The following is a 24,623-nucleotide window of genomic DNA, read 5'->3' as shown; positions in this document are numbered from 1 at the left end:
GAGATAAATAGCAAAAAGGAAGACCTTTTCTTGTAGAATTAAGTCACCACAACACAATTCACAGAAAAGAGACCTTCCCTATGAATCATTTTACATCAGATTTGGTCCAAGCTCTAGTCACGAAGCAAGATGTGACTTAGATTTTACATAAACACCTAGAAACGACAATGAATCACTTGTCAGAGGCCGAATTAACAGCATTTCTGGATGAGGAGAAGTATGACCGCACTAGAGTCAATTCTGGAAATTCCCGCAACGGTAGGTACACATGTACACTTCACACCGAATACGGGGATCTGCAACTTTGGTATCCGACGGGATCGTAATGGGAGTCTAAACAGCAGACGGTCGCTCCATATAAGCGTTCTAATGACATGCTTGAATACTTTGTCATTCATACGTTTCAAAAGGGCGTAAGCATGACTGAGATTGCTGACCTCATCAAGAAGAAGTATGGTCATCACTACATGCCTCAGACCGTATCCAATAGGAGAAGCATTTATTCAACGAATCTCATTGAATCATTCAACAAACAGATTAAGAAATACACCAAGCGAAAAGAACAGTTTCCACATGAAAAAGCATTAGAGAAGTTCTTGGTCGCACAGTTCGAAGACTACAATCAACGATTTGCTACTCGCTGTCACATAGGCTTTGATCAAGCACGTGCCGAACTCCAAGCCATGTTTATCACCAAGGACTAGCACCATCTTTTCTACAAGGGAAGGTTATTTCTATTTACACATAAATTTTGACGCTACCATCTACTTTAATTTAATAATGTTAATATAATTCTCAAATGAAGGTAATTTTCGATTGCTCAATAACAGGTGATGAGATTACATTGCTTCTCCTAGTTTAAAAACCATGAAATTCTAAATAAGGGTTTTTATGTAATTATCTCTTTGTTGCTATATGAACCTTTCACTAAATGGTATATAATGGGATTTAGATTCGAATTAGTCTTTTTAAGAGGAATATAAATGAAGATTACAGAAACAATGAAATCTAGAGATGGAACGTATATGGGATCGAAATTAGATGTAAGTGACATTTATTATCTTGACCAATATGCTACAGCTCATATTACCGATGGTGCGCATACCCAGTCAGGATCATATAAAATGCAGTGGTCTGGCCGAGTAAAAGGTTACTATAGTGACGGAAGTGATTGGTCCGACTCAGGAGAAAAAACTTATTATTTGAACTAAATATTTTATGAGGAGTGTTAGTAATGAAAAGAAAAAATAAAATGTTTATCATCCTTGGATTAGCTACTTTCATTTTAATAACGGGTACTAGCGCATATGCCAGTGGAGCTCTCTCTTCTCTTTTTCCGACTTTAAGTTCTGAACAGTAGGCTGAAGCCAAAATAGTAGAGGAACGTTTAACTCAATCATGGAATAAAGGACGGGAAATCATTCAAAAAAGTGAACAGGTTAAAGCATTTGCAAACAGTAATGATGTCAATGCAGACCAAGATCTTAAAAATTGGACGTTTGTTAATTCACATAACTTAAGAGAAGATATCCTATCTTCTTTATCTAAAAAAGAACAATCTTCTTTCCTAGATGCTTTTTATAGTGAGAAGAGAAGAAAAAATCTTGAGGTAGGCGATAAAATGTCCTCCTTACTTATAAGTCCAGATAAGTCACAAGCTTTGGTGTATTGGGAAAAAGCTAATGGTTCTTACGTTGTAATTGGGATGAAAACAAAAATCACTAGTTCTGACACATGGTATGTGGATGGAGTTAGCATTGTACCCTCTAAATAGAATATTGACGTAAAGTAAACTAAATATTTTCATTTGATAGCAAAACAACCCTCATGAAAGATGAAAACCTGTCCTCGCACACAGAACATGATCAAGACCCATTTATCCTAAATTCATTACAACAACATTTCTAGCGTATTGGAAACCTCGAATCGAGGCAAAAAAGAAGTGACGTTAGCTAGATATTGGAAAAATGTCTTTTAAACGAAAAAAGGTTCCAGCATAAATGGGCTGAAACCCTTGATCTTATTGATGCAATGGATGGAGTTCGAGCCGATGCATATCACCTATCGAGTAATTACACCATCAATAAGCCCATAAGCCTTCGCTTCAGCTGCACTCATAAAGAAATCGCGGTCTGAGTCGCGTGAAATTTGCTCCAACTGCCGTCCCGTCCGTTCAGCCAACAATTCATTAATTTTCAAACGTGTCTTCAAAATCCATTGCGCGTGAATATGAATGTCACTTGCTTGGCCTCGCGCACCTCCCAAAGGCTGGTGGATCATGACTTCACTGTTCGGCAGGGCAAATCGCTTGCCCTTCTGACCGCCTGCCAGCAGCACTGCTCCAAAGCTAGCCGCCATGCCGATACAAATGGTTGAAACGTCGGGCTTAATATGCTGCATCGTGTCGTAGATAGCAAAGCCTGCTGTGACAGAACCACCAGGGCTATTAATATACATTTGGATGTCCCGATCTGGATCATCCGCCGCTAAAAACAGCAGCTGCGCCACGATGGCGTTCGACATCTGATCGTGAATTTCATCGCCAACGATGACGATCCGATCCTTTAGCAAGCGCGAGTAGATGTCATAACTGCGCTCCCCGCCCTTGGACTGCTCAATTACGTAAGGAATTACCCCCATCTTTCATCCTCCTTATCCCTCATCAGGCAGCCATTAATAATGGTGTGCAGTCATCTATCTCTGGAACTGATCGATAGCTACGTCCTGTTGGCAACGTCAGCACATGGCTGGCCGCATAGGCATGACTGACAAGCTCATCCTGAATAAGAGCCAGCAGACGCTGAGCGTCTTCTTCCATAATCGCTGACACATACGCCCTCAACATCTGCTTATCTTCCAGCTCCTGTAGACAAACGGCCTGCAGCACGAATTCAGGGTCATCTTCACGAATGGAGCGCACAACATGACGTGCTCGATTAAGCAGCGACTTGATTGCTCCATCAGTTCGCTTCAACATGGAGGCCACTTCCATCGTGGAATAACCAAGCACCTCACGCAGCAGAAATACAGCACGTTGAAGCGGCTGTACACGCTGGAGAAGCAGGGCAACAGCTAACTCGATATCCATCACACTGTCGCTCAAGTAAGGATTCAACTGCATCTCATACGCAAGCAGTTCTACTTTCCCCCTTGACATGTGATGCCTTCGGCGCTGATCCGTCCACTTATTCTTCGCGATTCGCAGTGCATACGCGACAGGACTAGGATGGCGCTCGTTCCCCTGTAATACAGGCAGCAACTTCAAAAATGTATCTTGCGTCAAGTCTTCTGCATCCCACCGAGAACCCGTTAGCCCTGTGCAATAGCGAAAGATGACGGATCTCATCTGGTCCCATTCGCCCACAGCAGCCCTCTCAGTCGATTCCACTTGCTGGTGATGAGTCATGTGCAGGCCTCCTATGACCTTAGAATTAATGGATACACCTTATTAACGAATGACATCCAACAAAAGATACGCGATGCATATAGTTACGTCCCCCTATTCAGGGAAGACACCGCCAATAACCAGCGCAGGAGGGGAAGGTGAACTTGTAATCTCACTTATCTTCTTCTTGTGAGGCTTGTGTATGCTGCTCTAGCTTTTCAAACAACGAGGCGAACGTTTCAAGCTCCTGTGGGGTAAATACCGATAAGTAACGAATAAACACCTCACGCGAAGCTTGTCGTGTTTGGTCCAAGATGTGTCTGCCGTTTTCCGTTAACGTTATAATAACCGCCCGTCGATCCTGCTTGTCCATTTGACGCTCGATAAAGCCGCTTTGCTCCAAGCGATCTAACATAACCGTGGCTGCGCTCGGCTTCACGTCCATTCGCTCCGCAAGCCTAGCTACTTTAGCAGCCCCTTCCTCATCAATTAGATTAAGCAAATAAAATTGAGGCCCTGTAAGGCCCAGTTGCTTATGCTCCATCACTTCCGATGACATTTTTCGATGCGTACGCCACATGGACATACCAATTCGGTTCGTGTAATCCTGTATATCGTCCATCATGTATGTTCCTTTCGACTAGGTTATCGCTATTATATGTACACGATATGTACACGTTGAATTAAATAAATCAGTTAATATTTAAATTGTAAAAATAATAGCTGCGACAGTCAATGGGGAAAGTTTATCGATACATGGTCCAAAAAAGCGTCCTGCTACACCTTAACAGGGTGCAGCAGGACGCTCTGCGCTAATGCATATTCGTCTATATGCTAATACATTCCTAAAGCCAGAACCCCATCTACCGTAGTAACATCAAGCCAAAGCCCTCTAATACAAGCTGCCTCACCTGCGACACTGCTGCATTTACACGTCTAATTCAACGTACAGTTGCTCTAGCTCTGTAATCAAATCGCCAACATAACGAACGGCTGCTTGGATCGGCTGCTTGGTGGACATATCCACACCCGCCAGCTTCATTAACTCAAGCGGACTTAATGTTCCGCCAGCCCGCAGTGCTTGCAGCCAGCGATCAACAGCTGGTTGGCCTTCAGCTAGTATCCGTTGTGCTGCCGCTGTTGAAGCTGTCAGTCCGGCTGCATACGTATACGGATACAACGACATATAATAATGAGGCTGGCGCATCCAGGTAAGCCCCGCACCCTCGTCAAGCTCAACGCTGTCACCCCAGAAGGCAGACAGTGCGCTTAGCTTTAGCTCATTTAATCGTGTTGCGGTTAATGCTTCACCTACAGTAGCTGCTGCATAAACTTTACGCTGCATCTCCCCTTCTAACAAGTGGGTGACATAGTTATGGTAATACGTGTTCAGCAGTTGTTCGATGACCCATCTACGCATTCGTTTATCGTCAGACTGCTTCATAATGTGTTGTGCGAGTAGCAGCTCATTCATCGTTGACGGTGCTTCAATAAAATACATAGAAGGACGTGCATTGATGTAACTTTGGTGACGTCCTGCGAGCGTAAAATGGCCCGCATGCCCGACTTCATGCGCTAACGTAAAGGCACCACGCATATTGTCTGCCCATGAGATGAGTATGTAGGAGTGGCTGCCATATGCTGTTGAACAAAACGCGCCTGTAGACTTACCTACATTGTCCGCGTAATCGACCCAGCGGTCAGAAAATGCCTTCTCTACTATAGCTACATATTCAGGCCCCATAATTTGAAGAGCATCTGAAATGAGACGGCATGCATCCTCATAAGTCGTTTTCGGGTTGTAATGAGGATCAAGCGGGGCTTTAAGATCGCTATACAGCATCTTGTCAAGCCCGAGCACGCGCTGCTTCAGACTGGCAAGACGTCTCATATGCGGTGCTAGTTCCATTTGAATCGTATCCAAAATATTGTGATACAACTCCTGTGATACTTCCTGTGGCTGGAGCAGCATATCCGTTACGGAATCGTACTTCCGTAATCCCGACATAACGACTTGTTTCTTGACTTCTGTTGCATACGTCTCGGCAAATGTATGCTGATAAGCGGCCAGCGTCTTCGTAAAGGAATCATAAGAAGCTCTTCTCAACGCTGTATCAGACGATTGAATATATTTATTCTCATATAATGCAAATGATACGGGCCAAGTCTGACCTTCACTATCCTGTACTGGCTCAAAAGACATGTCTGACAGTTTACTGCGCAAATAAATGCGGTACGGGGCTCCCCATACTTCACCTAGAGAAGCAAGCACAGCTTCTGTCTCCGCACTTAATTGATGAGGCTGCACAGCCATTAAGCGGCTCAAATAACGGTGGTATACGGCCAACTTCGGCTGATCTTTATAATATTGTTCCAACGTCCCTTCAGGAAGAGATAATATTTCTGATGACACAAAGGAAAGCGCTGCTGAAGTTTTGGATACGATGTCGCCAGACCGTGCTGAACGTGCTTGATTTTCAGGATCTGTATTGTCTCCTGAGGTGTGAAGATGCGCGTAAGAAGCAAATCTTGAGATGCGAGCCTGCAACGCTTCGAGCGACTCCAAACATCCAAGCAGCGCATCAGCGCTTTCTCCTAATCTACCTGCATATTGTGTAACAGTAGATAAATCCTGTAAGAGTTGATCCGCTTCTTGCAGCCATAATGCAGATGTTGCGAATAAATCTTCCAGTCTCCATGTGGCTTCCAAGGGTACATTAGCCCGTGACAGTCTTTTCTGCATCTTGGCACTTCCTCTCTGGTTTAAAATGGATATCGTAATGATTGCCGTGAAGAAATAATACCATATTTCGGCAGTCTCGTAAAAAGCATCTGCTCATCTTAATGTTACTGGTGATCGCGTTTTTTTCATTTTTCTGTGTGTGTTCTACCTATAATATTCATCTAGGTTATTAAATAATCTCAATTGACCATCGGCATAAAAAAAGAACCCGCAGCCACTGTCTCAACTAAGAGCAGGGATGCAAAGGTTCCGGTTGACTCTATTTGATGCTGTTTTTGCGACAAAATCGACTCCACTTATTTAACTTTTTTGGCAGAACTCGTGTACCAATAAGCAAACCCTACAAACACCGCACCACCTATTACATTTCCTAGTGTTACGGGAATCATATTATGCAGCCAGCCCCCCCATGTAATCGCCTCTGGATGTTGGGGCAACAAAAGGGAAACGGTTAATAATGACATATTGGCAACGCTGTGTTCATATCCAGACGCGATAAAGGCATAAAGCATCCACCAGATCAAAATCAATTTTGCTGTATCCTCTTTTGCACGCATCGAAGTCCATATAGCCAAACAGACGAGCCAATTACAGAGAATTCCCCGGAAAAACAATTCCGATAACGGCATACTCATCTTATTTGCAGCGGCCAAAAACAGTAAATGGTCTGGAGCAATCTTGCCAAATATGCCAGAACCGTATACAAGCAAGCTGAACAAAACAGCGCCAAGCAAATTCCCGAAAAAAACGACAATCCAATTGGTGAAGGTAAAAGACCACGGTGTTCGTCTGGACAAGCTGCTTACTGTAAATAGCATATTATTTCCCGTAAACAGCTCAGATCCGGCAAAAATAACGAGCGTAAGTGCGATCCCAAAAGACATTCCCATCACGACCGGAGTACCTGCCGCACCTGCGGCTTTAAACGGCCCCCCTACCGTAAAGATCAGCATAATCCCAAATCCGACGTAAGCACCTGCAAGCAAAGTAGCGACAACATAACGCATAAAGCTTGACTTCATTAACGACTTCTTAACTTCAACCGCCTCATTAATCTGCTCGATCGTTGCCTGATACATCTCTCTCCCTCATTTCCCGATCTACCGTCTACTTTACTTACTTGCTGACCAACTGATTCCCTGCTATTAAGAGATATACATCCTCTCCCTCAACAATAAGCGGGAACGTCTGGACTTGGCCGCTATCAGGCTCTTGCACCATGCCATCTCGCATATCTATCTTCCAATCGTAAAGAGGGTCATATAGGAAACTTCCTGAGACGATGCCTTCATTGAGAGGACCGCCTTTCGGATGTGGACTACGATCGAGCAGCGCATACATGTGTGTTGACGTTCTGAACACCGCTATCACTTGTCCTTCTACCTCAACAGCACGCCCGACCCGCTCCAAGAAATCATCCTGCTTGCCGATACATATTTTTCTTTCCGCTCTAACCTCAGACACAAGCGAACACCTCTTTCTCTAGTTTAATGTGTACACGGTTCATTGACGATCACTTTTTCGAACAATGCAGTTCGCAGCTTCTGATCTCCGACCACTTTTTTCCATGGATCTTCAAGCTTACTAAGTGCAATTTCCATGCTGGCCGTTAGTCGTTTCCGCTGATCTGCATCATGAACGATCATGTTTTGAACTTGCGTCAGCCCCACACGTTCAATCCAATCGGATGTCCGTTCCAAATAATTAGCCGTTTCCCGGTAATACTGCATCGTCGCAGCTACCATTTCCATCAATTCTTCATCTGTTTTTACCTTGCACAATAAATCAGCCAGTCGTGCTTTAATCCCGCCATTGCCGCCAACATAAATCTCCCAGCCACCATCATTGCCCACTATGCCGATATCTTTAGTGCAAGATTCTGCACAATTTCGTGGACAGCCATTTACAGCAAATTTGAACTTAGCAGGCATATCCACCCGCTCAAACTTCCGTTCTATCAAATCTCCGATCGAAAGCGAGTCTTGTGTGCCAAAGCGGCAATAAGTAGAGCCGACACACGTTTTAACTGTACGAAGAGCCTTGGCGTAGGCGTAGCCAGAAGGCATCTCCAGCTCTTCCCACACTTTTGGAAGGTCTTCTTTTTGAATCCCAATAATACCAATACGCTGTCCACCCGTCATTTTCACGAGTGACGCTTTATATTTAATCGAAACGTCCGCGATTTTCTTTAGATCTTCGGGTGTAGTCATCCCACCGTACATACGTGGTACTACTGTATAGGTACCATCCTTCTGAATATTTGCATTCATCCGTTCGTTTACAAATCTCGAAGCCCTCTCATCCACATAAGTTTCCGGCCACAGCATCCCCAAATAATAGTTTAAAGCAGGTCTGCATTTCGAGCAGCCCTCAGCTTGACTCCACGCCAGCGCTTGCGTCACTTCCGTAATGGTATACAGTTGTTGCTCCTTGATCGCCGCTACAATTTCGTCTCTGCACAGCGAGGTACATCCACAAATACCTTGCTTCGTTTGTGTGGATTGGAAGCTTTCGCCCAACACATGCTGCAAGAGCTGCTCTACCATAGGCTTGCAGCCACCACACGAACGAGAAGCACCCGTCTTCATTTTCACAGCATCCAACGTCGTTAAGCCATCCACCACAATCGCATCTACGATCATCTTTTTGGTCACACCGTTACAACCGCACACGATATCATCATCGACCAGTTCAGCGGCCATATTGGACTTGGCCTTCCCTCCGCAGCAGCCTCCCGAACCTGTTAACTCCTGATACAATTCCTCCGTCATCTGCTCGCCCTTTTTGACCAAACGCTCAAGTCGGGATGAATCATCAATGTTGCCGAACAGTACAGCCCCTACAACGACACGATTATGCAATACAATTTTTTTGTATGTTCGGTTCCACCCGTCATGGAGCCTAATAATATCATGATGAGGCTCCTCCAAAAAGGTTCCCGTAGAAAATACGTCCACCCCGGAAACTTTTAGCTTTGTAGATACAATGGAGCCTTCATAAGGTTCTGTTTCAACACCTGCAAGTGTTTTCGCTAAGACAGCCCCTTGCTCAAATAATGGTGCGACCAAGCCATAACAGATGCCGCGATGCTCGGTGCATTCGCCTACCGCATATACACCTGGAACCGATGTCTGCATATAATCGTTCACTACAATTCCACGGTTTACCTGAATATCGCTCCCCATCGCCAAGTCAATGTTAGGTCGAATTCCAACAGACATGACTACCAAGTCGGCTTCAAGTGAAGTGCCGTCGGCAAAGGTTAGCCCCGTCACTCGTTTAGTTCCCGTTAAGGCCGTTGTCTGTTTGCCAAGAGCAAACTTTAAGCCTTGACGTTCTAGCTCTTGCTGTAGCATTTTGGCCGACGGCACATCCAACTGTCGCTCCATCAAATATTCTGGCAAGTGTACTACGGTTACGTCCATGCCCAATTGGACAAGTCCCTTGGCTGCTTCAAGACCAAGCAGACCGCCACCAATTACAGCTGCTTTTTTATAGTGAGCTGCTGCTTCCATCATCGTTCCACAATCCTCAATGGAACGGAACCCGATAACACCATCTAATGTTGAACCCGGTACAGGCAAAATAAACGGAGTGGAACCCGTAGCGATCAGCAGCTTGTCGTAAGCTACCACTGATCCGTCCTCCATCATCACTTGTTGATGCGTCGTATCCAGACGTACCGCTTTACAGCCGGTCATTAGCAAAATACCAGCAGACACATACCACGCTCGATCATTTATAATAATATCATCAATTGACTTGCTTCCTTCCAACACGTAAGACAACATAATGCGATTGTAGTTCGGATGAGGTTCTGCCCCAATAACGATAATTTCATACCGATCAGTGAGCTTTAGCAACTGCTCAATTGCATTCATACCTGCCATTCCATTTCCGATTACGACCAATTTCTGTTTCTCTGCCATCGTTGTTTCCTCCTCATTTCCAATTACAGTTATGCATGGAAACGCCTCAATTACATTTGTCATCGTCATCATTAGTTAGCTAGTACCGATAATGTTATTAATTTCACATAGTTAAGTAAAAAAAGTGAACTGGTGCCGACTCTCCTCATCATCTGCATGACAGCTCACTCTTTATCTTTACATTAAAATAGACCGCATATTTCAATAGTGATTACACTCACATCAACTATGTCAAAAGTGTGTACAATAGTTACTCAATCGTCCCTGTCCGAATTAGGTTGACCTCCACTTGAGCGTCGAAGCGAGCATTCGGAAACTTTTTTTGCCACACCTCAGGACTTAGACCAGAATGTCGGATAGAGCTTCGATACACCTCACCAAAACCGACTACATCCGCATCCAACTTTTGAAAATGATTCAAGGCTTCCATAAGTTTGGCGCTCATATTTTTACTAAGCTCTGCTTGTAAATTTCCAATTGCCTCTTTAGCTGTAAAATCATAATTTTCAGTAATTTCTTGCAGCTCCGCTTTCATCTTAATTTTCACTTTAAAGGTTAACGGAGAGGAGGATACAAGCTTTAGTGATGATGAACTGCCTAGGTTTGATATGACGGCATTTACTTTGTTGTGTACGGAATCTCCTTTCTTAATAAACTTTCGCATGCCCTCAAGCGGCATAGCAACCTCGAATTGACTTGGCTGTCTCTCTTGCAGCAGCAGCTTTAAATATGCCCCTTGCTCTCTTGTTGCCTCACCCACCATTTTGCCGCCTTTAAACAAAGCCAAAGACTTAATGAGCACTTTGCCATTCTGACGTGCAACTATAGGCAGCACCGGCTGCTTGCCGATACTATAATAATCTCTGCGAAATTCATGCACCGTACAGGACGGCACCCATTCATTCCGTACATTCTGATCAATCATGCCATACAAGTACAGCCCTACATTCGGATATTCAGAGTAATTGTAACTTAGCAGGTCACGTGTGGACATGTCACTGACGACAAGATAAATCATATCGCCATGCGAAGGATCACGACTTAACGTGTCCGCAATATCAATGACACCTTCCTTTGCTAATTTATCATTATATAAAATAACTCGAATCTGGCCGCTCACGAGCAGGCGCGCCATCTGCTGATTCATCGCCATTCTCGCGCCTTTACTCGTTAAGGCTTCTACGGATACGACTTGGCGTTTCTCCTTCGCCTCCGGCACGGATGCCAAAGTAACCGTCGTGACCTCCATCTTATTATCTGGCAAGCGGTCGTATCCAACGGCGACACCTAAAGATAATCGCTCCAGCACCGTTGTGCGGACACAGCCTGTCAGCACAGACACACAGCACACTAGAAGCGCCGCACACCTACTCGTTCTGTTCATACGTCCTCCTTGCTCTTAGCACGAAGCTTGTTCAGACTTGACTTCATCAGAATAGATATATAAATAAAAGTTGGATAGACGAAGCTGAATATGACAGCCGATTCACTTATGTAGTCATTTAACTTGTCGATATGTCCACGGTTAACAAATAAAATCGAACAAATAAAAATAAATCCCGAGATCACATATCGCATGCGATATTGGCGAAAGCCAAATAAGCGGTTAAATCCGTTAGACGTGATCCACGTGGTCAACATAATCGTTGGAATTAAAGTAATCATCCATACGGCAAGCGTAACAAATTCCAGCCTCTCGATGAACGGATACTTTACAATTTTCTGCATATTGATTGAACTCCACGTGCCTTTTAACAGCTGGTTTTCACTAAAATATACAATTGAAATAGCCATCACCAAAATAAGCAGTACGCTTGATATCGCAATGCTAATTTGCATACTCCTCATCGTTTTGGGCTTATCACGAACAAAGGGGTACAAAAAGTAAATAACCTCAAAGCCGGTCATCGTAAAACCCATATGTTTCGCACCTGACATTATTTGGGATGGACTAGCTTCCAGTAACGGCAGCAGTCGAGACCACTGCGCATAACGTAAAGGATAATAATACAAGCTTGCGATTAAAAATATAATTACAAAGCTAATCAAGCTCATACCTACGATCACTCGAATACCGCCTGCTCCTCCGTATAAGGCCAGACTTAGCATCATCGCCACCATTAACCAAGTTGGGAAACTAGGGAATATCCATGACTGAACTGCTTCAATATAGGTTCGTATGATCGTTATTGTAATGGTGCTAAAGTGAATCATAAGCAAGATGCTGAGGAATCCACCAATCCATTTTCCGAAAATATCTTGGTGAATACCGTACAAATCTGTAGATTCGTAACGTTTTAATGCGGATACGATCAGCCAGGCGGAACCGTGGCAAAACAACGCTGCTACAAGTACAGACACCCATGCATCATGTCCTGACTCTCTGTAAATGTAACGCTGGAAGCCAAAGATACCTACGCCTATTTGACTATTGAGCACCATAAAAATGAGCATATACGCTTGAAACTTATAATGGGGCTTGGGCCGAATCGTGATGTCCATCTGGATACCTCATTTATTTCCATTTTATTCATTAGCGCCGCCTTTTGGCAGGCTGGGCGGTTTGGCTATGTTCCTTATCCTGCTCTCGCTTCGTATGGTCATGATCGCCACTCAGAAGCTCATCATGTGTATGCTCATTTTGCGTGAAGCCTGTCTTATGTTGAAAATGGGAATCGTGTGTTACTAGCATGTCCCGCCATATCTCCTTCACCCGAAATGGAAAGATCGGATACATGTAAGGTCTGCCGAGGCTTGTCATTTTCAACAAATGAATAATAATGAGCGCCGTCATAAACACGATGCCGATCACGCCCCACAAGCCTGCAAATACGATAATCGGAAATCTGACAAATCGGATCGCTCCGCTCATCATATAATTGGGTGTTGTGTACGACCCGAGCGCGGCCAACGCCACAAGCATAATTAGAATATTACTCGTAAAACCAGCCTGTACCGCAGCCTGCCCAATGACGATACCACCCACGATACCCATCGTCTGACCAACCTTCGTTGGCAGTCTCGCCCCTGCCTCCCGCAGCAATTCCATCGTCAATTCCAAAACTAACGTTTCAATCAGCGGCGGAAACGGAACTAAGGACCGGGATATAATAAGAGGTGCGAGCAGCGTTGTAGGGATAATTTCGTAGTGGAAAGTTAATGCTGCCACGTACCCAGGGGTTAGAAATACGGACATAAACAAGCCGATAAGACGTATCATTCGATAAAAAGTTCCTAAGCCCCATGAGGAAAAACGATCCTCCGTCGATACGAAAAAATCAACAAACGAATTAGGACCAATAATTACTTGCGAATTCCCCTCAACAATAACTACCAGCTTTCCCTCCAGTATAGCTTGAGCTGCTCGATCCGGTCTTTCCGTTAAACTAAGCATCGGAAATAAGTAATAGCCGCTGTCTTGAATTAATTGCAAAAACTGTGCGCTTCCAATGACGCCATCACTTTTCATGTTCTTAATCCGCATCCGAACCAAGTCTACATATTGATGGTCCGCCACATCGTCCAAATAAAGCAAGCAAGCTTGTGTCCGTGTCCGCTCCCCTACCGCGTACTGCTCATTGCAGAGCGCTGGATCTGTTATAAACGAACGCATCAACGCCACATTTTTATCAAGCGATTCAATAAAAGCTTGCATCGTACCAAACATTAACGTTTCATTTTCAGCGTTGGAAGGCTGACGGGTCGGAATGTCAGCTACATCAATCATTACACAACCCTGCTGCCCGCTTACAGCGACTAACACCCGCCCTTGCAGCAGCTTAACAGCCGCTGTATCATCGATGGCAGGCAATATCTCGCTTCCGCCGATCGGGATCACCGTCAACACCTGCTCTAACGTGAGTCGGTGATCTTGATTCATCAGCACGGACAGGATGTGTGCATTCAACTCGCTGCCTTGTACTACACACGACATATAAGCAACGGCCATATCATTATCCACACTCTTAACGACCAAATCAGAGCTGTTATTCAGCAGCTTTCCTAACTTATCAAAGATTTGATAACTGAATGTTGACAATTTCCGGATCTCCTTTCACCTGTCGCATTTCATGATGAAATGTTGTTCCCTTAAACAGTTAATCAGCTAACAATGTATCCGAATTGTTCCCCGTTTTGCCTCATATCATGCACATGTTCAAGTAAAGGAATGTTCATGCTCGTATAGCACCTGTCCCAATAAAGTCCCTTTAAATCGGGAGTAAGAGGTTGTGAATGCATAAAAAAAGACCAGAGCTACACAGGGTGTAGTCTAGTCTATTAGCGTTCATTGTTGGTCAGGCTGAATGCACGTTGTGCTCGTGAATCGGTTAATCATAAGGAACATGATCCTGATGCTCTGCAAGCGGCTTCGCCAAGTAGATAAGCAAGTCATCATCAACACATACTGTTGCGCCAGGTGTTACCGTGTGATTGTTATATTGAATACCTTTTCCATCTGGTACATAACCAAGTCGAGCGTAACATCTCTGGGCAGGCCCGTAATCAGGATATAATCCCACACCGATACCGACATAGTTTTTGCCTCTATTCACCGCTTCTAACTCAAGCTCGCTAATTAGACGGGTGGCAACTCCTAAACGTCGATAAACAGGAAATACAAATAAATCATTAATTTCAGGAACATCATGTAAGGCAAAATAAGCATAATCAGATATCAACTTTAAGTGAATGCATCCGGCTAGCTTATCGTCAACGTACGCCAGAAGACTAACACGCTCGCCTTGATTACATTCGTCATAACAACGCTCGAAATAACCTTCTGGCCGTTCTACACCGTGTGTCTTAAAGGTTTCCCGCCACTCGTCTAGCATCTTTTCCGAATGTAGTGCTTGAATAATTAGTCTCATGCAACCACCTCATCTCTCCTTGATGGATCCTGTGTTCCTGCTTCACGTTCGCCACCGACTGCTGAGTCATTCTTCAATAAGAAACAAAAGACATCAAGTTCCCGTTTCTTGATGTCTTCAGCAAGCGCTCCCTAGCATCATAACAATCATTATACCACTATGAGGGCCTAAGTTACGATTCCTTTTTGCGGGCAGCCAGGAGAAATCTGTGGCATGTCACGTCCACATAACCTTTCGTCACCAATTGATCATGAATATTTCGCAGCTGCTGCTCATAACGTTCTACACTAAAATTCTCCACTTGCCATTCGATAATGTTCAAATAATATATAATAGCACCTATATCAAAAAAGCGAGTGATCCCCTTATGCTCCTGCTGCGCTATTATTTCCAATCCAGCTGCCCTTACTCCTTCAGCCGCACTCTCCAAGCTCCAATCCTTATACACCGGATCAGGGGCACCCAACATATGGTTAAATTCAATATCATTGTGACCGCCGCACTGCTGAGTTATAAACAAAGCGCCAGGCTTCAGCATTCGATACACTTCCTGTGGTGCGAACGATTCATGTCGGTTCATAATAAGATCAAAATGAGCAGATGGCAGCGGCAATTGTTGCTCATCTTCATAAGCGACGACCTGAACGTTCCAAGGTTTTAATCTTTCTGCTGCAATTGATACGTTGGGCCTATACCCCTCTGTGGCATATGTATGAGGCGGCAATGGCGCCAGCCGGCTTAGAAATTCACCGCCTCCTGTACCCATATCAAGCAAGCTCTTGGCATCGCGTACGAGCGGTTCGATCAGCGTATACAAGTTCCAAGGGAGTGGACTTTCACTCATCCGACCTGTGGCGACTAAATAAGAAAAGTCCCAGCCAGTAAACCCCTGTAACGCATCCGATACATAATGGGAAAAAGGTCGTGTTTGCAGTATGGTCATTTGTACCATCCTTTCTTTTATCTGATTCGATATGAAATGAAGTTAGATTTTCAGCATCAAATCGCGCACATCACCGCATGACGCTCATCTAAGTATGATGGTCCTGCGCGTATAGCTCCTTGACTCGTAGCATCATAAGTCCACTAACAAACAATAGGACGGAGCCTATGTAAAACATGAGGTCAAGCGTAAATAAATCGATCAGGAATCCACCTGCGATGACCGCAATCCCCGCGCATATGGACACACCTGCTTGGTATGTACCGATCTGTTCTCCGCTTCGCCCGCTTTCTGTCAAATCAGCTAATAGCGCCCGTTCACAAGTACGCTGCATCGCACCGAAAATCCCCATTACAACTTGAAGTACGTAGATCTGCACGATACTTGTTACTAGAGGAAATAGTAAAAACAACACGGACGTTCCCCACGCACTTATAACCAAGTAACGGACTTTGCCGAAACGGTCTGAAGATTTGCCAAACCATATACTAAGTAAGGCTGCACATAAAGTAAACAGCCCATAGGACAAGCCAAATTCCGTAAAGTCGCCACCGATTTCTTTTACAAATATAAGATAAAATGGAAATACGATGCCCGCCCCTAAAGTCATCATGCTTTGGGAGAGCATAAGCCATCTCCATCTGGATGTACTAGTTCGTGCCTGAACAATCGACTTCATTTACTTGTACCTCGCATAAAATTCGTTCATAAATAGCTCCTCTGGATCCCACTTACGCTTCATGCGGAAAAACAGCTCCGCCTGCGGATAGGCCTGTCTGAATTGCTCTTTAGTCGGAAATGGTAAATACGTTAAATAGTAGCTCCCTTTAAATTGTAAGGAAAGCTCCACCAGTCGTTGAGTAGCGGCTTGCAAATGCTTCAATTCGGCAGCGCTTTTTTTATGATTGATTAACAACACGAGGCCAAAGCTGTCCTGTCTGGCGTACGAAAGCAGTGCTGCGCTCGATCTGGGGACATATCGCACCGTTATGTTAACAACATTCAACTGCTCCTCCTTTAAAATGCGTCTTAAACCATCTACAAACGGTACAAACTGTTGTACCGGAACGAAGTATTCTTGTAATACATCTGTCTTCTGCACATCTTTGTATTCTGCAAATGAAACGTCAGGCCGCATCGCATTGTTACGAGAAATGAACATCCCTTCTTCATGAGCGAACAGTTGCTTTTGCAGCTTCCAGCTTACATTTTTGCCCCAATCCCATTTACGGGCCAAACCGAATATAAATTTAGCCGTGCCTATACCACGTTGATGCTGCAATTCTCTATACGCAGGTGTTAATGGCTCATCTGTACGCTCATAATTAATGGTGTACATTTGGGTCAAAAAAGAATGGGGAGCCGTTGATAATCTTGCTACTGATAATGCTACCATCGGGTTTGAGATCACATTTTGATCAACATATTTCGGAAACTGCTTATACGTCATGGGCACCATATGCTCCACATACAACTCATCATCTGTCAATTGCAAATCTACGTCCAAAATAACACCCATTAAACCAAATCCCCCATTTACAGCTCGAAAAAGCTCCTTGTTCTCTGTACGGCTAGCTTGAATGATTCGTCCATCCATCGTCATAAGTCTAAATGATTGGATACTATCTATTAACGGACCTTCATTCGGGTCGCGGCCATGTACATTAGCACTGATCGAACCACCGACTGTAAATATATTGGAAGACTGCATCATACGAATAGCAAAACCGTGAGGATTAATATAATCCTGAACCTGCTCCCAAGTCGCTCCACTCTGTACTCGCAGCACCTTATGCGCCTTGTCTAGCCTGAGCATTTGATTGTAAGCACGCATATCAAGCACGATTGCATCTTCGTAGAAGATATGGCCCCCTTGGCTATACCGTGCTCCTGAAATGGATATTTTCTTATGGAGGCGTCGCGCCTTAGTTAGCGCTTGTTGGATATCAGCGTCAGTTGAGACGACTATCGTTTCAAAGATCCGAGCAGACATTACTCGTCCAGCATCCGTCATCTCTAACTGCTCTTTTTCATGGAATCGGTACCAAGCCGATCCAGCAAGCAGGATGACATACAACATAACGACAGCCAAGGTCCTCCACCTTGATGCATGTCTTACACGATGAACCATGTATAGAAATTCACCACCTTGTAAACATATAGTAAATTATATGTTTATTTACTATATTCTTCATTTATTATACAAGGTGATTTTCGGGATTGCTACTTGAAGGGCTGTCCGCCAGAAATCGTTGGAGCGCAGCATACAACAAATGTGCCTCTGTGTGCTCCACATCATGGGCGGAGTGAGCAAAATGAACCGTTTCAGCATCAGGATGACTGGTCAAATAACGATTAAGGTCAGTATCGTCAAGGAGTGATCCTTCTAAAGTACCACGCATAACGAGCAACCGGATGTGAGCAGGTACTTGCAGTTCCACCTCCACGGATTCCTGTTGGATGCGGTAAACAGCCTCAGCTCTAATGTGAGTTGTACGCCCAAATGGAATTAAGTAGTCATTAATATAGGCGTCAGCCCAAGATTGCTCCATTCGTTTATGTACAGCGGGATAATCGAGTATAGCAAGTGACAATATGGTCATTGGGGTCTGCATAGCATAAGCAATCGCATAAGAGACCCCGCGTGAATATGCATACAGATGGAATCGGTCCAAGCCAGCATGCTCCACAACCGCAGCAATGTCAGCAACATGATGCTCCAATGAATACCCTGTTTCTGGTGTTCCACTCTTCCCCCGCCCTCGAAAAGATAGAACGACACACCGGCGAGAATGAAGCTGTTTCATATATTCGACACACTCTTCTGCTGTCTGTGATAAACCTGGACAAATGAGTAATGGCGAGAGCTCAGAACTGCTTTCAGGTTGTGAATCCAAATAATGTATCGTTGTTCCGCCATGATGTACGACTTGTGACACGTATTGCACATGAATCCCTCCTGAATCTTCTATTCTGATTTAATTACAGATTATATCATGTTCAGATGAGTAATCTATTCTAGTTAAGGGGCTTAAGCTTGAAAAACATCTCTTGCAGTTCCATAACCCCTATATGACTTTCTTGGATGCCGCGGCTTTAAGGAGTATTTGCTTAATATAACTGTCCTTGCCACGCGTGTAAGCAGCTCGGTTATACTTATGGCACTGCTCAAGCTGTTTTTTTAACTTATAATACTGCTGCGCTTCTTGAGAATGCTCACGCAAGTAATTTCGGAACAATAGTTGATTCGACCAAGCTGTGCTTCCCAACGGGTACATATGAAGATGATGAGTTCCTGCCCTCCACTTACCACGGCGAAAAAATAACCTGTCTGGAAATTCCGGTTTAGGCACATATTCATAACCGATCTGCAACAAACGCTCCTTATGGCTCTCCTTCACAACGGACAACTCAGTAATTCCCACCATTATATCTATAACAGGCTTCGCGCCTAGACCATTGATTGCGGTGCTGCCTATATGCTCTATCTGGATGGATAGATCTAATAGCGCCTCCTCCAATTTCATACGCTCTATCTCATACTCATGCGCCCAACTAGTTGAGTATTCTACCACAATAACTTCTTCCATGGAGTACCTCCGTTAGTGGTTCGTTTAACCGTCGATAACGAAACGAAATCAAAATAGGCCGAGCCTCTGGCAATCAGAAGTCGGCCTTCATTGTATACCTTACTAGGTCTGCCTAGCTGCTATGTATAGCTGTTAGGTATGCGCTTACGAATCCATCTGATTTGACCCCGATGATTAATCTCATCTTCAAACACATGGAACCATTTGAAGTAATGGTTTGCTGGTTGATTATACCAGAACGAAGTCGTTTGTTCCAGCCAATCATCATCGCGCAATTGCAGTTGACGTAACGTATTCTCCCTTACTTCTTGCATAGCTTCCAAGTAATAAGATAACGGGTTACCATGTATATGACGACCACGTTCGCCCAGATCCAGAGCAGCCCCCCACAGCTCCAGTTCTTCTTCCGTCAACTCCCTGTTATCAAATGTTTCGCGCTGATACGCATATTCAATCGCTGCTACGTGAAGTAATAAAGAGCCGATTGAATTTGAAGCTTCATCCATACGATAGTCTAGTTCATCAACTGTACAACCCTGAACACTTTCCAACGTGGTGTGCCGTGCATAATTCATCATCGACACCAACTGACCTATTTGTGGAGTAAAACCTTCCTTATGCGTAATTAGATATAATTGTGATGTGCTCACTCATTTTCCCCCGTTTCATCATGTGTGGCAGGTAGATCAACTAAAATATGACATGTTCTAAAACGAATGATAAGGAAAACATTTACATTTAGTCAGTTGTTTGTGTAATATCTCTTATTTTTCACAATTTGTTCACAAACATTTCAAGCTGCATGTCTCTTCGCATGAAGATTGTTTATTAAGGATGTGATTCATTTTATTAATAACCCCAAGAAATTATACGAACTGGTCATCATGACTATGCAATGATAAGTTATGGATAGGATACATGATCCTATGGTCTTTATCCTATATCGCTTAATGGAGGTTGGCTCATGACATCAGATATGTCCATTTCACTAGGAGAACATTATTTACAAGTCGTGATGGAGAAGTTTGTGGAATTAAAAGAGGTGTCAGAACGCACATTTGACCAATTAAGTGAGGACGAGTGGAACTGGTGCATGAATGCAGACTCGAATAGTGTGGCCACAATCATCCAGCATATGAGCGGTAATATGATTTCACGCTGGAGTGACTTTCTGACAACAGATGGAGAGAAACCGAACCGAAATCGGGATTGTGAATTTGAGTTGCAAATGTGGACCAAACCCGAACTATTAGACATCTGGAATCAAGGGTGGGAAGTATTGCTCGGAACAGTGGAACAATTAAGTCCAGAACACCTACAGCATACGGTATTCATTCGGCAGCAGCCACATACCGTCTTGCAGGCCATTGAACGTCAATTGTCCCATTATGCGTACCATGTCGGACAGATCATTTACGTGGCCAAGCTGCTCCGAGCCGATGAATGGTCATCTTTAACGATACCTCGCAGGAAATAATAGATACTAAATTCGAAGCGGAGACTTATTGTGTTGCTTCTTATTTCGGCGGGGAATTACGCACAACCGGTACCCCCTCATCCACCATACAAAGCGGCAACTTCACTGTAAAAGTTGACCCTACTCCTCTAGTGCTTACCACGGCAATTGTGCCTTTATGAAGCTGTACAATCTTTTGCACAATGGACAACCCTAACCCATTGCCACCTTGCGTACGATTACGTGATACGTCTGCCTTAAAAAACCGTTCAAACACGTGTGGCAACTGATCAGCTTTAATACCGATACCACTATCTTGCACAACCACTTCCACATAGGCATCAGACTTCTTCATATCGATTCGAATGGAACCATTGTCTGGTGTAAACTTGATTGCATTATGAATCAGATTCACCCAAACCTGACTTAACATCTCTTCATCTGCCTTAATGCTTACCTTCGCCAAGTTCAGGTCAATATCCAGCTCTTTTGCCGACCATTGTGGCTCACTAACTAGTATCAGCTTGCGAATCTGGCTGTCCAACCGGAACAATACCGGCTCCATCGGATGATGGTCCGATTCTAATGACGTTAGCTTTAGCAAATTATCGCTTAATTTAGATAAACGCATCGTTTCCATCTCAATAATGTACAAATAATGTTGGCGTTCATCCTCAGTAAGCTCCTCGTTTTGCAAGACGCGTGCAAACCCACGAATGGACGTTAAAGGTGACTGAATTTCATGGGAAACATTCGAAATAAATTCTTGACGCATTCTCTCCATCTGTCCCAGTTCACCCGCCATATGGTTAATGCTTTCTACCAAGGCGCCATACTCATCCTCAAAATCCTCATGCGGCTTAATTTTAACATCAAAATCACCACGAGATATTTGTTTAACGGCATCAACGATTGATTGGTAAAATGCCAAATGTTTGTTGCGTGCTAATGGAAATAATATGCCAATAACTGCGCCCAACAGCAGCAATGCCACAATACAAACCAAAACAAAAGCCCAGTAGTCTGTAACACTCCATCCTGCCCAGTTTATCAAATAAGGTGTAATGAAATAGGAAATAGACCACGACGCAAGTATAAACAGCAAAATGACCATAATGCTAAATGCTAGTTTACATGCTCGCCACATCTTATTGGCCTTCAGCTTCTTAAGACGTAGTCTCAGCCTCATACCAGCACCTCTAATCGATAGCCCAAACCTCTTATTGTCTTGATTTTAAACGCATACTCCTGTTCCGGAAAACGTTCACGCAAACGATTGATGTGTACATCAAGTGTTCTTTCATTTCCTTCAAAATCGTAACCCCAAATGTCCTCGATCAACTGCTCTCTCGAAAAAGACTTGCCAGGATAACTTCCAAGTTTAAATAGAAGCTCAAATTCCTTCATAGGCAGTGAAATCTTTTGCTTGGACGAGGTGACTTCGAATGTTTGGCGATTCATCGTAAGATGCCCGAACTGTACGGTATGGGATACCGCGATCTGGTAGCGCTTGAGCAGTGCCTTCACCCGCACAACCAACTCCATCGGATCAAACGGCTTTACTAAATAATCGTCTGTCCCCAAATTAAAACCTTTAACTTTTTGCGAGGTTTCCCCTTTGGCGGTCAGCATGAGCAGCGGAATGTCGTATAAAGATTTCAACTCGCGGCACAATTCCCATCCATCCATATTCGGCATCATAATATCAAGGACGACAAGATCCGCTCTATCCATCTCCATCAACTGTACTGCCTCAATGCCGTCCGCGGCTTCCATTGTCCGAAAGCCTTCCTTTTGAAGAAATACGGTCACTAATTCACGAATATGTGGATCGTCATCAACGATTAAAATCGTGTTCATGCTGATGTTCCGCCTTTCAGGGAGATAACTTTTATGAACTGTGCTGCTCTTGTACGCGCAATTGCTGGTTTGCAAATTCACGATACATAGCATGGCTTTCTAACAACTTATGATGGTTACCGCTGCCAGTCAGTTTCCCCTTCTCTATAAATAAAATCTGGTCTGCATCCACTACAGTTGATAATCGATGCGCAATCACTAACGTGGTTCGACCTTTCATCAAGTTGTGGAGAGCTTTCTGTACGACAATCTCGGATCTGCTGTCCAGACTAGATGTCGCTTCATCCAGCATTAGAATTTGAGGGTTGCGCAGCAAAGCTCGCGCAATAGCAATCCGTTGCCGCTGACCACCAGACAACTTAATACCGCGTTCGCCAACTTCTGTCTCATATCCGTCGGTCAATTCTCGAATAAATCCGTCAGCGTAAGCCATTTCAGCTGCCCGCTCCAGTTGTTGCTGTGATACTTCCTGATCCATGCCATAACATATATTATCCCGAATCGTCCCATCAACTAAAGGGCTCTCTTGAGAAACATAACCGATCTGTGAACGCCACGATTGTAATGAAAATTCAGTAATGCCTTGCTGACCTAACTTGATTATACCCGAAGTCGGCATGTAAAAGCGTTCAAGCAAGGAGAACAAAGTTGTTTTGCCTCCTCCACTCGGTCCCACAATGGCCGTTACTTTCCCTGGTTTAATCGTAAAACTAATATTTTCCAGTATCGGTTCTGCCTCTGAGTAAGCAAAGTGGACTTGTTCAACTGTAATCGGCAAATTCGTCTGCGTAACTTCTTTGCCGCTGCTGTGATCCTCTTCTTGCGTATCCAGAATAGAAATCATATGCTCAGTCGCGCCAATAGCTTTCTGCAATTGGGTAAAGAACATCGACAATTGACTCATCGGCATTACAATTTGAATCAAATAAAGTATAAATGCAACCAGTTCACCTGCCGACAACACGCCAGATGAAACCCTCATGCCACCGTATCCGATCACAACGACCAGCAGTACCATCAGAACAAAAGACATAATCGGTGAAATTAGCGCTTGCACAACTCCTTCTTTAATCCCAAATCGCTGCAAATTGTGGATACCTTTGCTGCCTTTTTCGTACTCGCGCGACTCCGCATTAGACGCTTTGACTAGTCTAATTTCGGACAACACCTGACTTAATACTGCCGTAAACGAAGCCGTTTCATCCTGAAGACCTTTTGAAATTTTAAACATTTGCTTACCAAGTGGTACCAAAATAAGGGCGGCTAACGGAATGACTATGAGCATAATAAGCGTCATTTGCCAGTCCAGATACAGTAATACGATAAACGAACCAACAACGGAAACGATTCCCGTAAAGAAACTCGCAAGGTGCTCGGTAATAAAGGCCTTAACGATACCTGTATCATTTGTAATTCGACTGACCGTTTCGCCTGTCTTGTTCTGATCGTAGTACGAAACGGGAAGAACGAGCATCTTTCTCCACAACCGATCTCGTAAGCCAGCGACCGCTTTCTGTCCGATCAAATTCAGCAAGTAAATGGACAGCCCTGCTGCAATCGTTTGTACGATAAAGGCTCCTGCAAGTAATGCAATCTGCATCCCGTCTAGTTTCGACATAGAAAAATTGTCTACCATTCCCTTTGTAAACATCGGAATGACCAGCGATACCGCAGTCGAGCCGATACTCATAAGCAGCGCAACCATTAACATTAATTTGGAGGGCTTTGTCTCATTAATTAAGTTCATAAATTGACGCCAGTTGCTAATGGACCCTTTTCGTGCAGCTGTAAATGTGGTGTTGTCTTCCATAACGTTCACTCCTTCATCTTGACCGTATTGCTTATGGAA

At 44.1% G+C, this 24,623-nt stretch carries 23 protein-coding genes and 1 pseudogene; 4 read left to right on the top strand and 20 right to left on the bottom strand.

What is annotated here, in order from left to right; translation table 11 throughout:
* Positions 1-140: 140 nt before the first annotated feature.
* From H509_RS28775 to H509_RS0112240, 3 genes and pseudogenes are all read left to right on the top strand, one after another.
* Positions 141-476: pseudogene (locus H509_RS28775) on the top strand (transposase); the annotation flags it as partial.
* Complete coding sequence (locus tag H509_RS28770) at positions 468-704, top strand: transposase (RefSeq protein WP_028545342.1); 237 nt, start codon at positions 468-470, stop codon at positions 702-704. The pseudogene H509_RS28775 and the gene H509_RS28770, both read left to right, overlap by 9 nt.
* A gap of 279 nt (positions 705-983) precedes the next feature.
* Positions 984-1,211: a hypothetical protein gene (locus H509_RS0112240; RefSeq protein ID WP_028545341.1), complete on the top strand. Its 228-nt coding sequence runs from the start codon at positions 984-986 to the stop codon at positions 1,209-1,211.
* Between the two features lie 850 nt (positions 1,212-2,061).
* Here the strand turns inward: H509_RS0112240 and clpP are convergent.
* From clpP to H509_RS0112150, 17 genes are all read right to left on the bottom strand, one after another.
* A complete protein-coding gene (clpP, locus tag H509_RS0112230; RefSeq protein ID WP_028545340.1) occupies positions 2,062-2,640 on the bottom strand; it encodes an ATP-dependent Clp endopeptidase proteolytic subunit ClpP in 579 nt (192 codons plus the stop codon).
* Positions 2,641-2,662: 22 nt separating this feature from the next.
* The gene (locus tag H509_RS26770; RefSeq protein ID WP_051287013.1) at positions 2,663-3,406 is read right to left on the bottom strand and encodes an RNA polymerase sigma factor; all 744 of its coding nucleotides are present in this window, start codon (positions 3,404-3,406) and stop codon (positions 2,663-2,665) included.
* Positions 3,407-3,557: 151 nt separating this feature from the next.
* Positions 3,558-4,010 (bottom strand): MarR family winged helix-turn-helix transcriptional regulator, encoded by a 453-nt coding sequence (locus H509_RS0112220; RefSeq protein WP_084159165.1) that lies wholly within the window; start codon positions 4,008-4,010, stop codon positions 3,558-3,560.
* A 303-nt stretch (positions 4,011-4,313) separates the two neighbouring features.
* Positions 4,314-6,128, bottom strand: a complete 1,815-nt coding sequence (gene pepF / locus H509_RS0112215) for an oligoendopeptidase F (protein ID WP_028545338.1) — start codon at positions 6,126-6,128, stop codon at positions 4,314-4,316.
* A 296-nt stretch (positions 6,129-6,424) separates the two neighbouring features.
* A complete protein-coding gene (locus H509_RS0112210) occupies positions 6,425-7,207 on the bottom strand; it encodes a formate/nitrite transporter family protein (RefSeq protein ID WP_028545337.1) in 783 nt (260 codons plus the stop codon).
* A gap of 37 nt (positions 7,208-7,244) precedes the next feature.
* The gene (locus H509_RS0112205) at positions 7,245-7,592 is read right to left on the bottom strand and encodes a nitrite reductase (NAD(P)H) small subunit (RefSeq protein WP_028545336.1); all 348 of its coding nucleotides are present in this window, start codon (positions 7,590-7,592) and stop codon (positions 7,245-7,247) included.
* 23 nt (positions 7,593-7,615) lie between these two features.
* On the bottom strand, positions 7,616-10,057 hold the full coding sequence (gene nirB / locus H509_RS0112200) for a nitrite reductase large subunit NirB (RefSeq protein ID WP_028545335.1): 2,442 nt from the start codon (positions 10,055-10,057) through the stop codon (positions 7,616-7,618).
* A 250-nt stretch (positions 10,058-10,307) separates the two neighbouring features.
* Positions 10,308-11,441 carry a Ger(x)C family spore germination protein gene (locus H509_RS0112195; RefSeq protein ID WP_028545334.1) on the bottom strand — a complete coding sequence of 378 codons (1,134 nt, stop codon included), beginning with the start codon at positions 11,439-11,441 and terminating at the stop codon, positions 10,308-10,310.
* Positions 11,438-12,559, bottom strand: coding sequence for a GerAB/ArcD/ProY family transporter (locus H509_RS0112190; protein WP_051287011.1), 1,122 nt, complete (start codon positions 12,557-12,559; stop codon positions 11,438-11,440). Before H509_RS0112190 ends, H509_RS0112195 begins: the two co-directional genes overlap by 4 nt.
* A 31-nt stretch (positions 12,560-12,590) precedes the next feature.
* Complete coding sequence (locus H509_RS25090; RefSeq protein WP_051287009.1) at positions 12,591-14,096, bottom strand: spore germination protein; 1,506 nt, start codon at positions 14,094-14,096, stop codon at positions 12,591-12,593.
* 289 nt (positions 14,097-14,385) lie between these two features.
* The gene (locus H509_RS0112180) at positions 14,386-14,925 is read right to left on the bottom strand and encodes a GNAT family N-acetyltransferase (protein WP_028545332.1); all 540 of its coding nucleotides are present in this window, start codon (positions 14,923-14,925) and stop codon (positions 14,386-14,388) included.
* A gap of 172 nt (positions 14,926-15,097) precedes the next feature.
* Complete coding sequence (locus H509_RS0112175; protein ID WP_245596032.1) at positions 15,098-15,868, bottom strand: class I SAM-dependent methyltransferase; 771 nt, start codon at positions 15,866-15,868, stop codon at positions 15,098-15,100.
* Between the two features lie 88 nt (positions 15,869-15,956).
* A complete protein-coding gene (locus H509_RS0112170; RefSeq protein ID WP_051287007.1) occupies positions 15,957-16,547 on the bottom strand; it encodes an MFS transporter in 591 nt (196 codons plus the stop codon).
* Positions 16,548-17,960, bottom strand: a complete 1,413-nt coding sequence (locus H509_RS0112165; RefSeq protein WP_051287005.1) for an FAD-binding oxidoreductase — start codon at positions 17,958-17,960, stop codon at positions 16,548-16,550.
* 106 nt (positions 17,961-18,066) lie between these two features.
* Positions 18,067-18,816, bottom strand: coding sequence for an alpha/beta fold hydrolase (locus H509_RS26765; protein ID WP_051287003.1), 750 nt, complete (start codon positions 18,814-18,816; stop codon positions 18,067-18,069).
* 120 nt (positions 18,817-18,936) lie between these two features.
* Positions 18,937-19,458, bottom strand: a complete 522-nt coding sequence (locus H509_RS0112155; RefSeq protein ID WP_028545328.1) for a GrpB family protein — start codon at positions 19,456-19,458, stop codon at positions 18,937-18,939.
* Positions 19,459-19,577: 119 nt separating this feature from the next.
* Positions 19,578-20,036, bottom strand: a complete 459-nt coding sequence (locus H509_RS0112150; RefSeq protein WP_051287129.1) for a DinB family protein — start codon at positions 20,034-20,036, stop codon at positions 19,578-19,580.
* A gap of 386 nt (positions 20,037-20,422) precedes the next feature.
* Here H509_RS0112150 and H509_RS0112145 point away from each other — a divergent pair, with 386 nt between their 5' ends.
* Entirely contained in the window at positions 20,423-20,935 is a 513-nt protein-coding gene (locus tag H509_RS0112145; protein ID WP_051287001.1) for a DUF1572 family protein, read from the top strand.
* A 40-nt stretch (positions 20,936-20,975) separates the two neighbouring features.
* Here the strand turns inward: H509_RS0112145 and H509_RS0112140 are convergent, their stop codons facing one another.
* Genes H509_RS0112140 through H509_RS0112130 form a run of 3 tightly spaced genes read right to left on the bottom strand, consistent with a single transcriptional unit; the run spans position 20,976 to position 24,584 of the window.
* Positions 20,976-22,103: a sensor histidine kinase gene (locus tag H509_RS0112140; protein WP_028545325.1), complete on the bottom strand. Its 1,128-nt coding sequence runs from the start codon at positions 22,101-22,103 to the stop codon at positions 20,976-20,978.
* A complete protein-coding gene (locus tag H509_RS0112135) occupies positions 22,100-22,774 on the bottom strand; it encodes a response regulator transcription factor (protein ID WP_028545324.1) in 675 nt (224 codons plus the stop codon). Before H509_RS0112135 ends, H509_RS0112140 begins: the two co-directional genes overlap by 4 nt.
* 31 nt (positions 22,775-22,805) lie before the next feature.
* Positions 22,806-24,584 (bottom strand): ABC transporter ATP-binding protein, encoded by a 1,779-nt coding sequence (locus H509_RS0112130; RefSeq protein ID WP_028545323.1) that lies wholly within the window; start codon positions 24,582-24,584, stop codon positions 22,806-22,808.
* Positions 24,585-24,623 lie beyond the last annotated feature (39 nt).

Origin of the sequence: Paenibacillus taiwanensis DSM 18679 (assembly GCF_000425125.1) — a bacterium.
GTDB lineage: Bacteria > Bacillota > Bacilli > Paenibacillales > Paenibacillaceae > Paenibacillus_B > Paenibacillus_B taiwanensis.
The sequence above is the reverse complement of the archived record's forward strand: the minus strand, read 5'-3'. Positions and strand labels throughout refer to the sequence as shown.

What these genes read in the sequence shown, in the direction of transcription:
- H509_RS28770 (WP_028545342.1), top strand. Translation starts at nt 468, where the DNA reads ATGCCTCAGACCGTATCCAATAGGAGAAGCATTTATTCAACGAATCTC.
- H509_RS0112240 (WP_028545341.1), top strand. Translation starts at nt 984, where the DNA reads ATGAAGATTACAGAAACAATGAAATCTAGAGATGGAACGTATATGGGA.
- clpP (WP_028545340.1), bottom strand. Translation starts at nt 2,640, where the DNA reads ATGGGGGTAATTCCTTACGTAATTGAGCAGTCCAAGGGCGGGGAGCGC.
- H509_RS26770 (WP_051287013.1), bottom strand. Translation starts at nt 3,406, where the DNA reads ATGACTCATCACCAGCAAGTGGAATCGACTGAGAGGGCTGCTGTGGGC.
- H509_RS0112220 (WP_084159165.1), bottom strand. Translation starts at nt 4,010, where the DNA reads ATGATGGACGATATACAGGATTACACGAACCGAATTGGTATGTCCATG.
- pepF (WP_028545338.1), bottom strand. Translation starts at nt 6,128, where the DNA reads ATGCAGAAAAGACTGTCACGGGCTAATGTACCCTTGGAAGCCACATGG.
- H509_RS0112210 (WP_028545337.1), bottom strand. Translation starts at nt 7,207, where the DNA reads ATGTATCAGGCAACGATCGAGCAGATTAATGAGGCGGTTGAAGTTAAG.
- nirB (WP_028545335.1), bottom strand. Translation starts at nt 10,057, where the DNA reads ATGGCAGAGAAACAGAAATTGGTCGTAATCGGAAATGGAATGGCAGGT.
- H509_RS0112195 (WP_028545334.1), bottom strand. Translation starts at nt 11,441, where the DNA reads ATGAACAGAACGAGTAGGTGTGCGGCGCTTCTAGTGTGCTGTGTGTCT.
- H509_RS0112190 (WP_051287011.1), bottom strand. Translation starts at nt 12,559, where the DNA reads ATGGACATCACGATTCGGCCCAAGCCCCATTATAAGTTTCAAGCGTAT.
- H509_RS0112180 (WP_028545332.1), bottom strand. Translation starts at nt 14,925, where the DNA reads ATGAGACTAATTATTCAAGCACTACATTCGGAAAAGATGCTAGACGAG.
- H509_RS0112175 (WP_245596032.1), bottom strand. Translation starts at nt 15,868, where the DNA reads ATGACCATACTGCAAACACGACCTTTTTCCCATTATGTATCGGATGCG.
- H509_RS0112170 (WP_051287007.1), bottom strand. Translation starts at nt 16,547, where the DNA reads ATGAAGTCGATTGTTCAGGCACGAACTAGTACATCCAGATGGAGATGG.
- H509_RS0112155 (WP_028545328.1), bottom strand. Translation starts at nt 19,458, where the DNA reads ATGGAAGAAGTTATTGTGGTAGAATACTCAACTAGTTGGGCGCATGAG.
- H509_RS0112150 (WP_051287129.1), bottom strand. Translation starts at nt 20,036, where the DNA reads ATGATGAATTATGCACGGCACACCACGTTGGAAAGTGTTCAGGGTTGT.
- H509_RS0112145 (WP_051287001.1), top strand. Translation starts at nt 20,423, where the DNA reads ATGACATCAGATATGTCCATTTCACTAGGAGAACATTATTTACAAGTC.
- H509_RS0112140 (WP_028545325.1), bottom strand. Translation starts at nt 22,103, where the DNA reads ATGAGGCTGAGACTACGTCTTAAGAAGCTGAAGGCCAATAAGATGTGG.
- H509_RS0112135 (WP_028545324.1), bottom strand. Translation starts at nt 22,774, where the DNA reads ATGAACACGATTTTAATCGTTGATGACGATCCACATATTCGTGAATTA.
- H509_RS0112130 (WP_028545323.1), bottom strand. Translation starts at nt 24,584, where the DNA reads ATGGAAGACAACACCACATTTACAGCTGCACGAAAAGGGTCCATTAGC.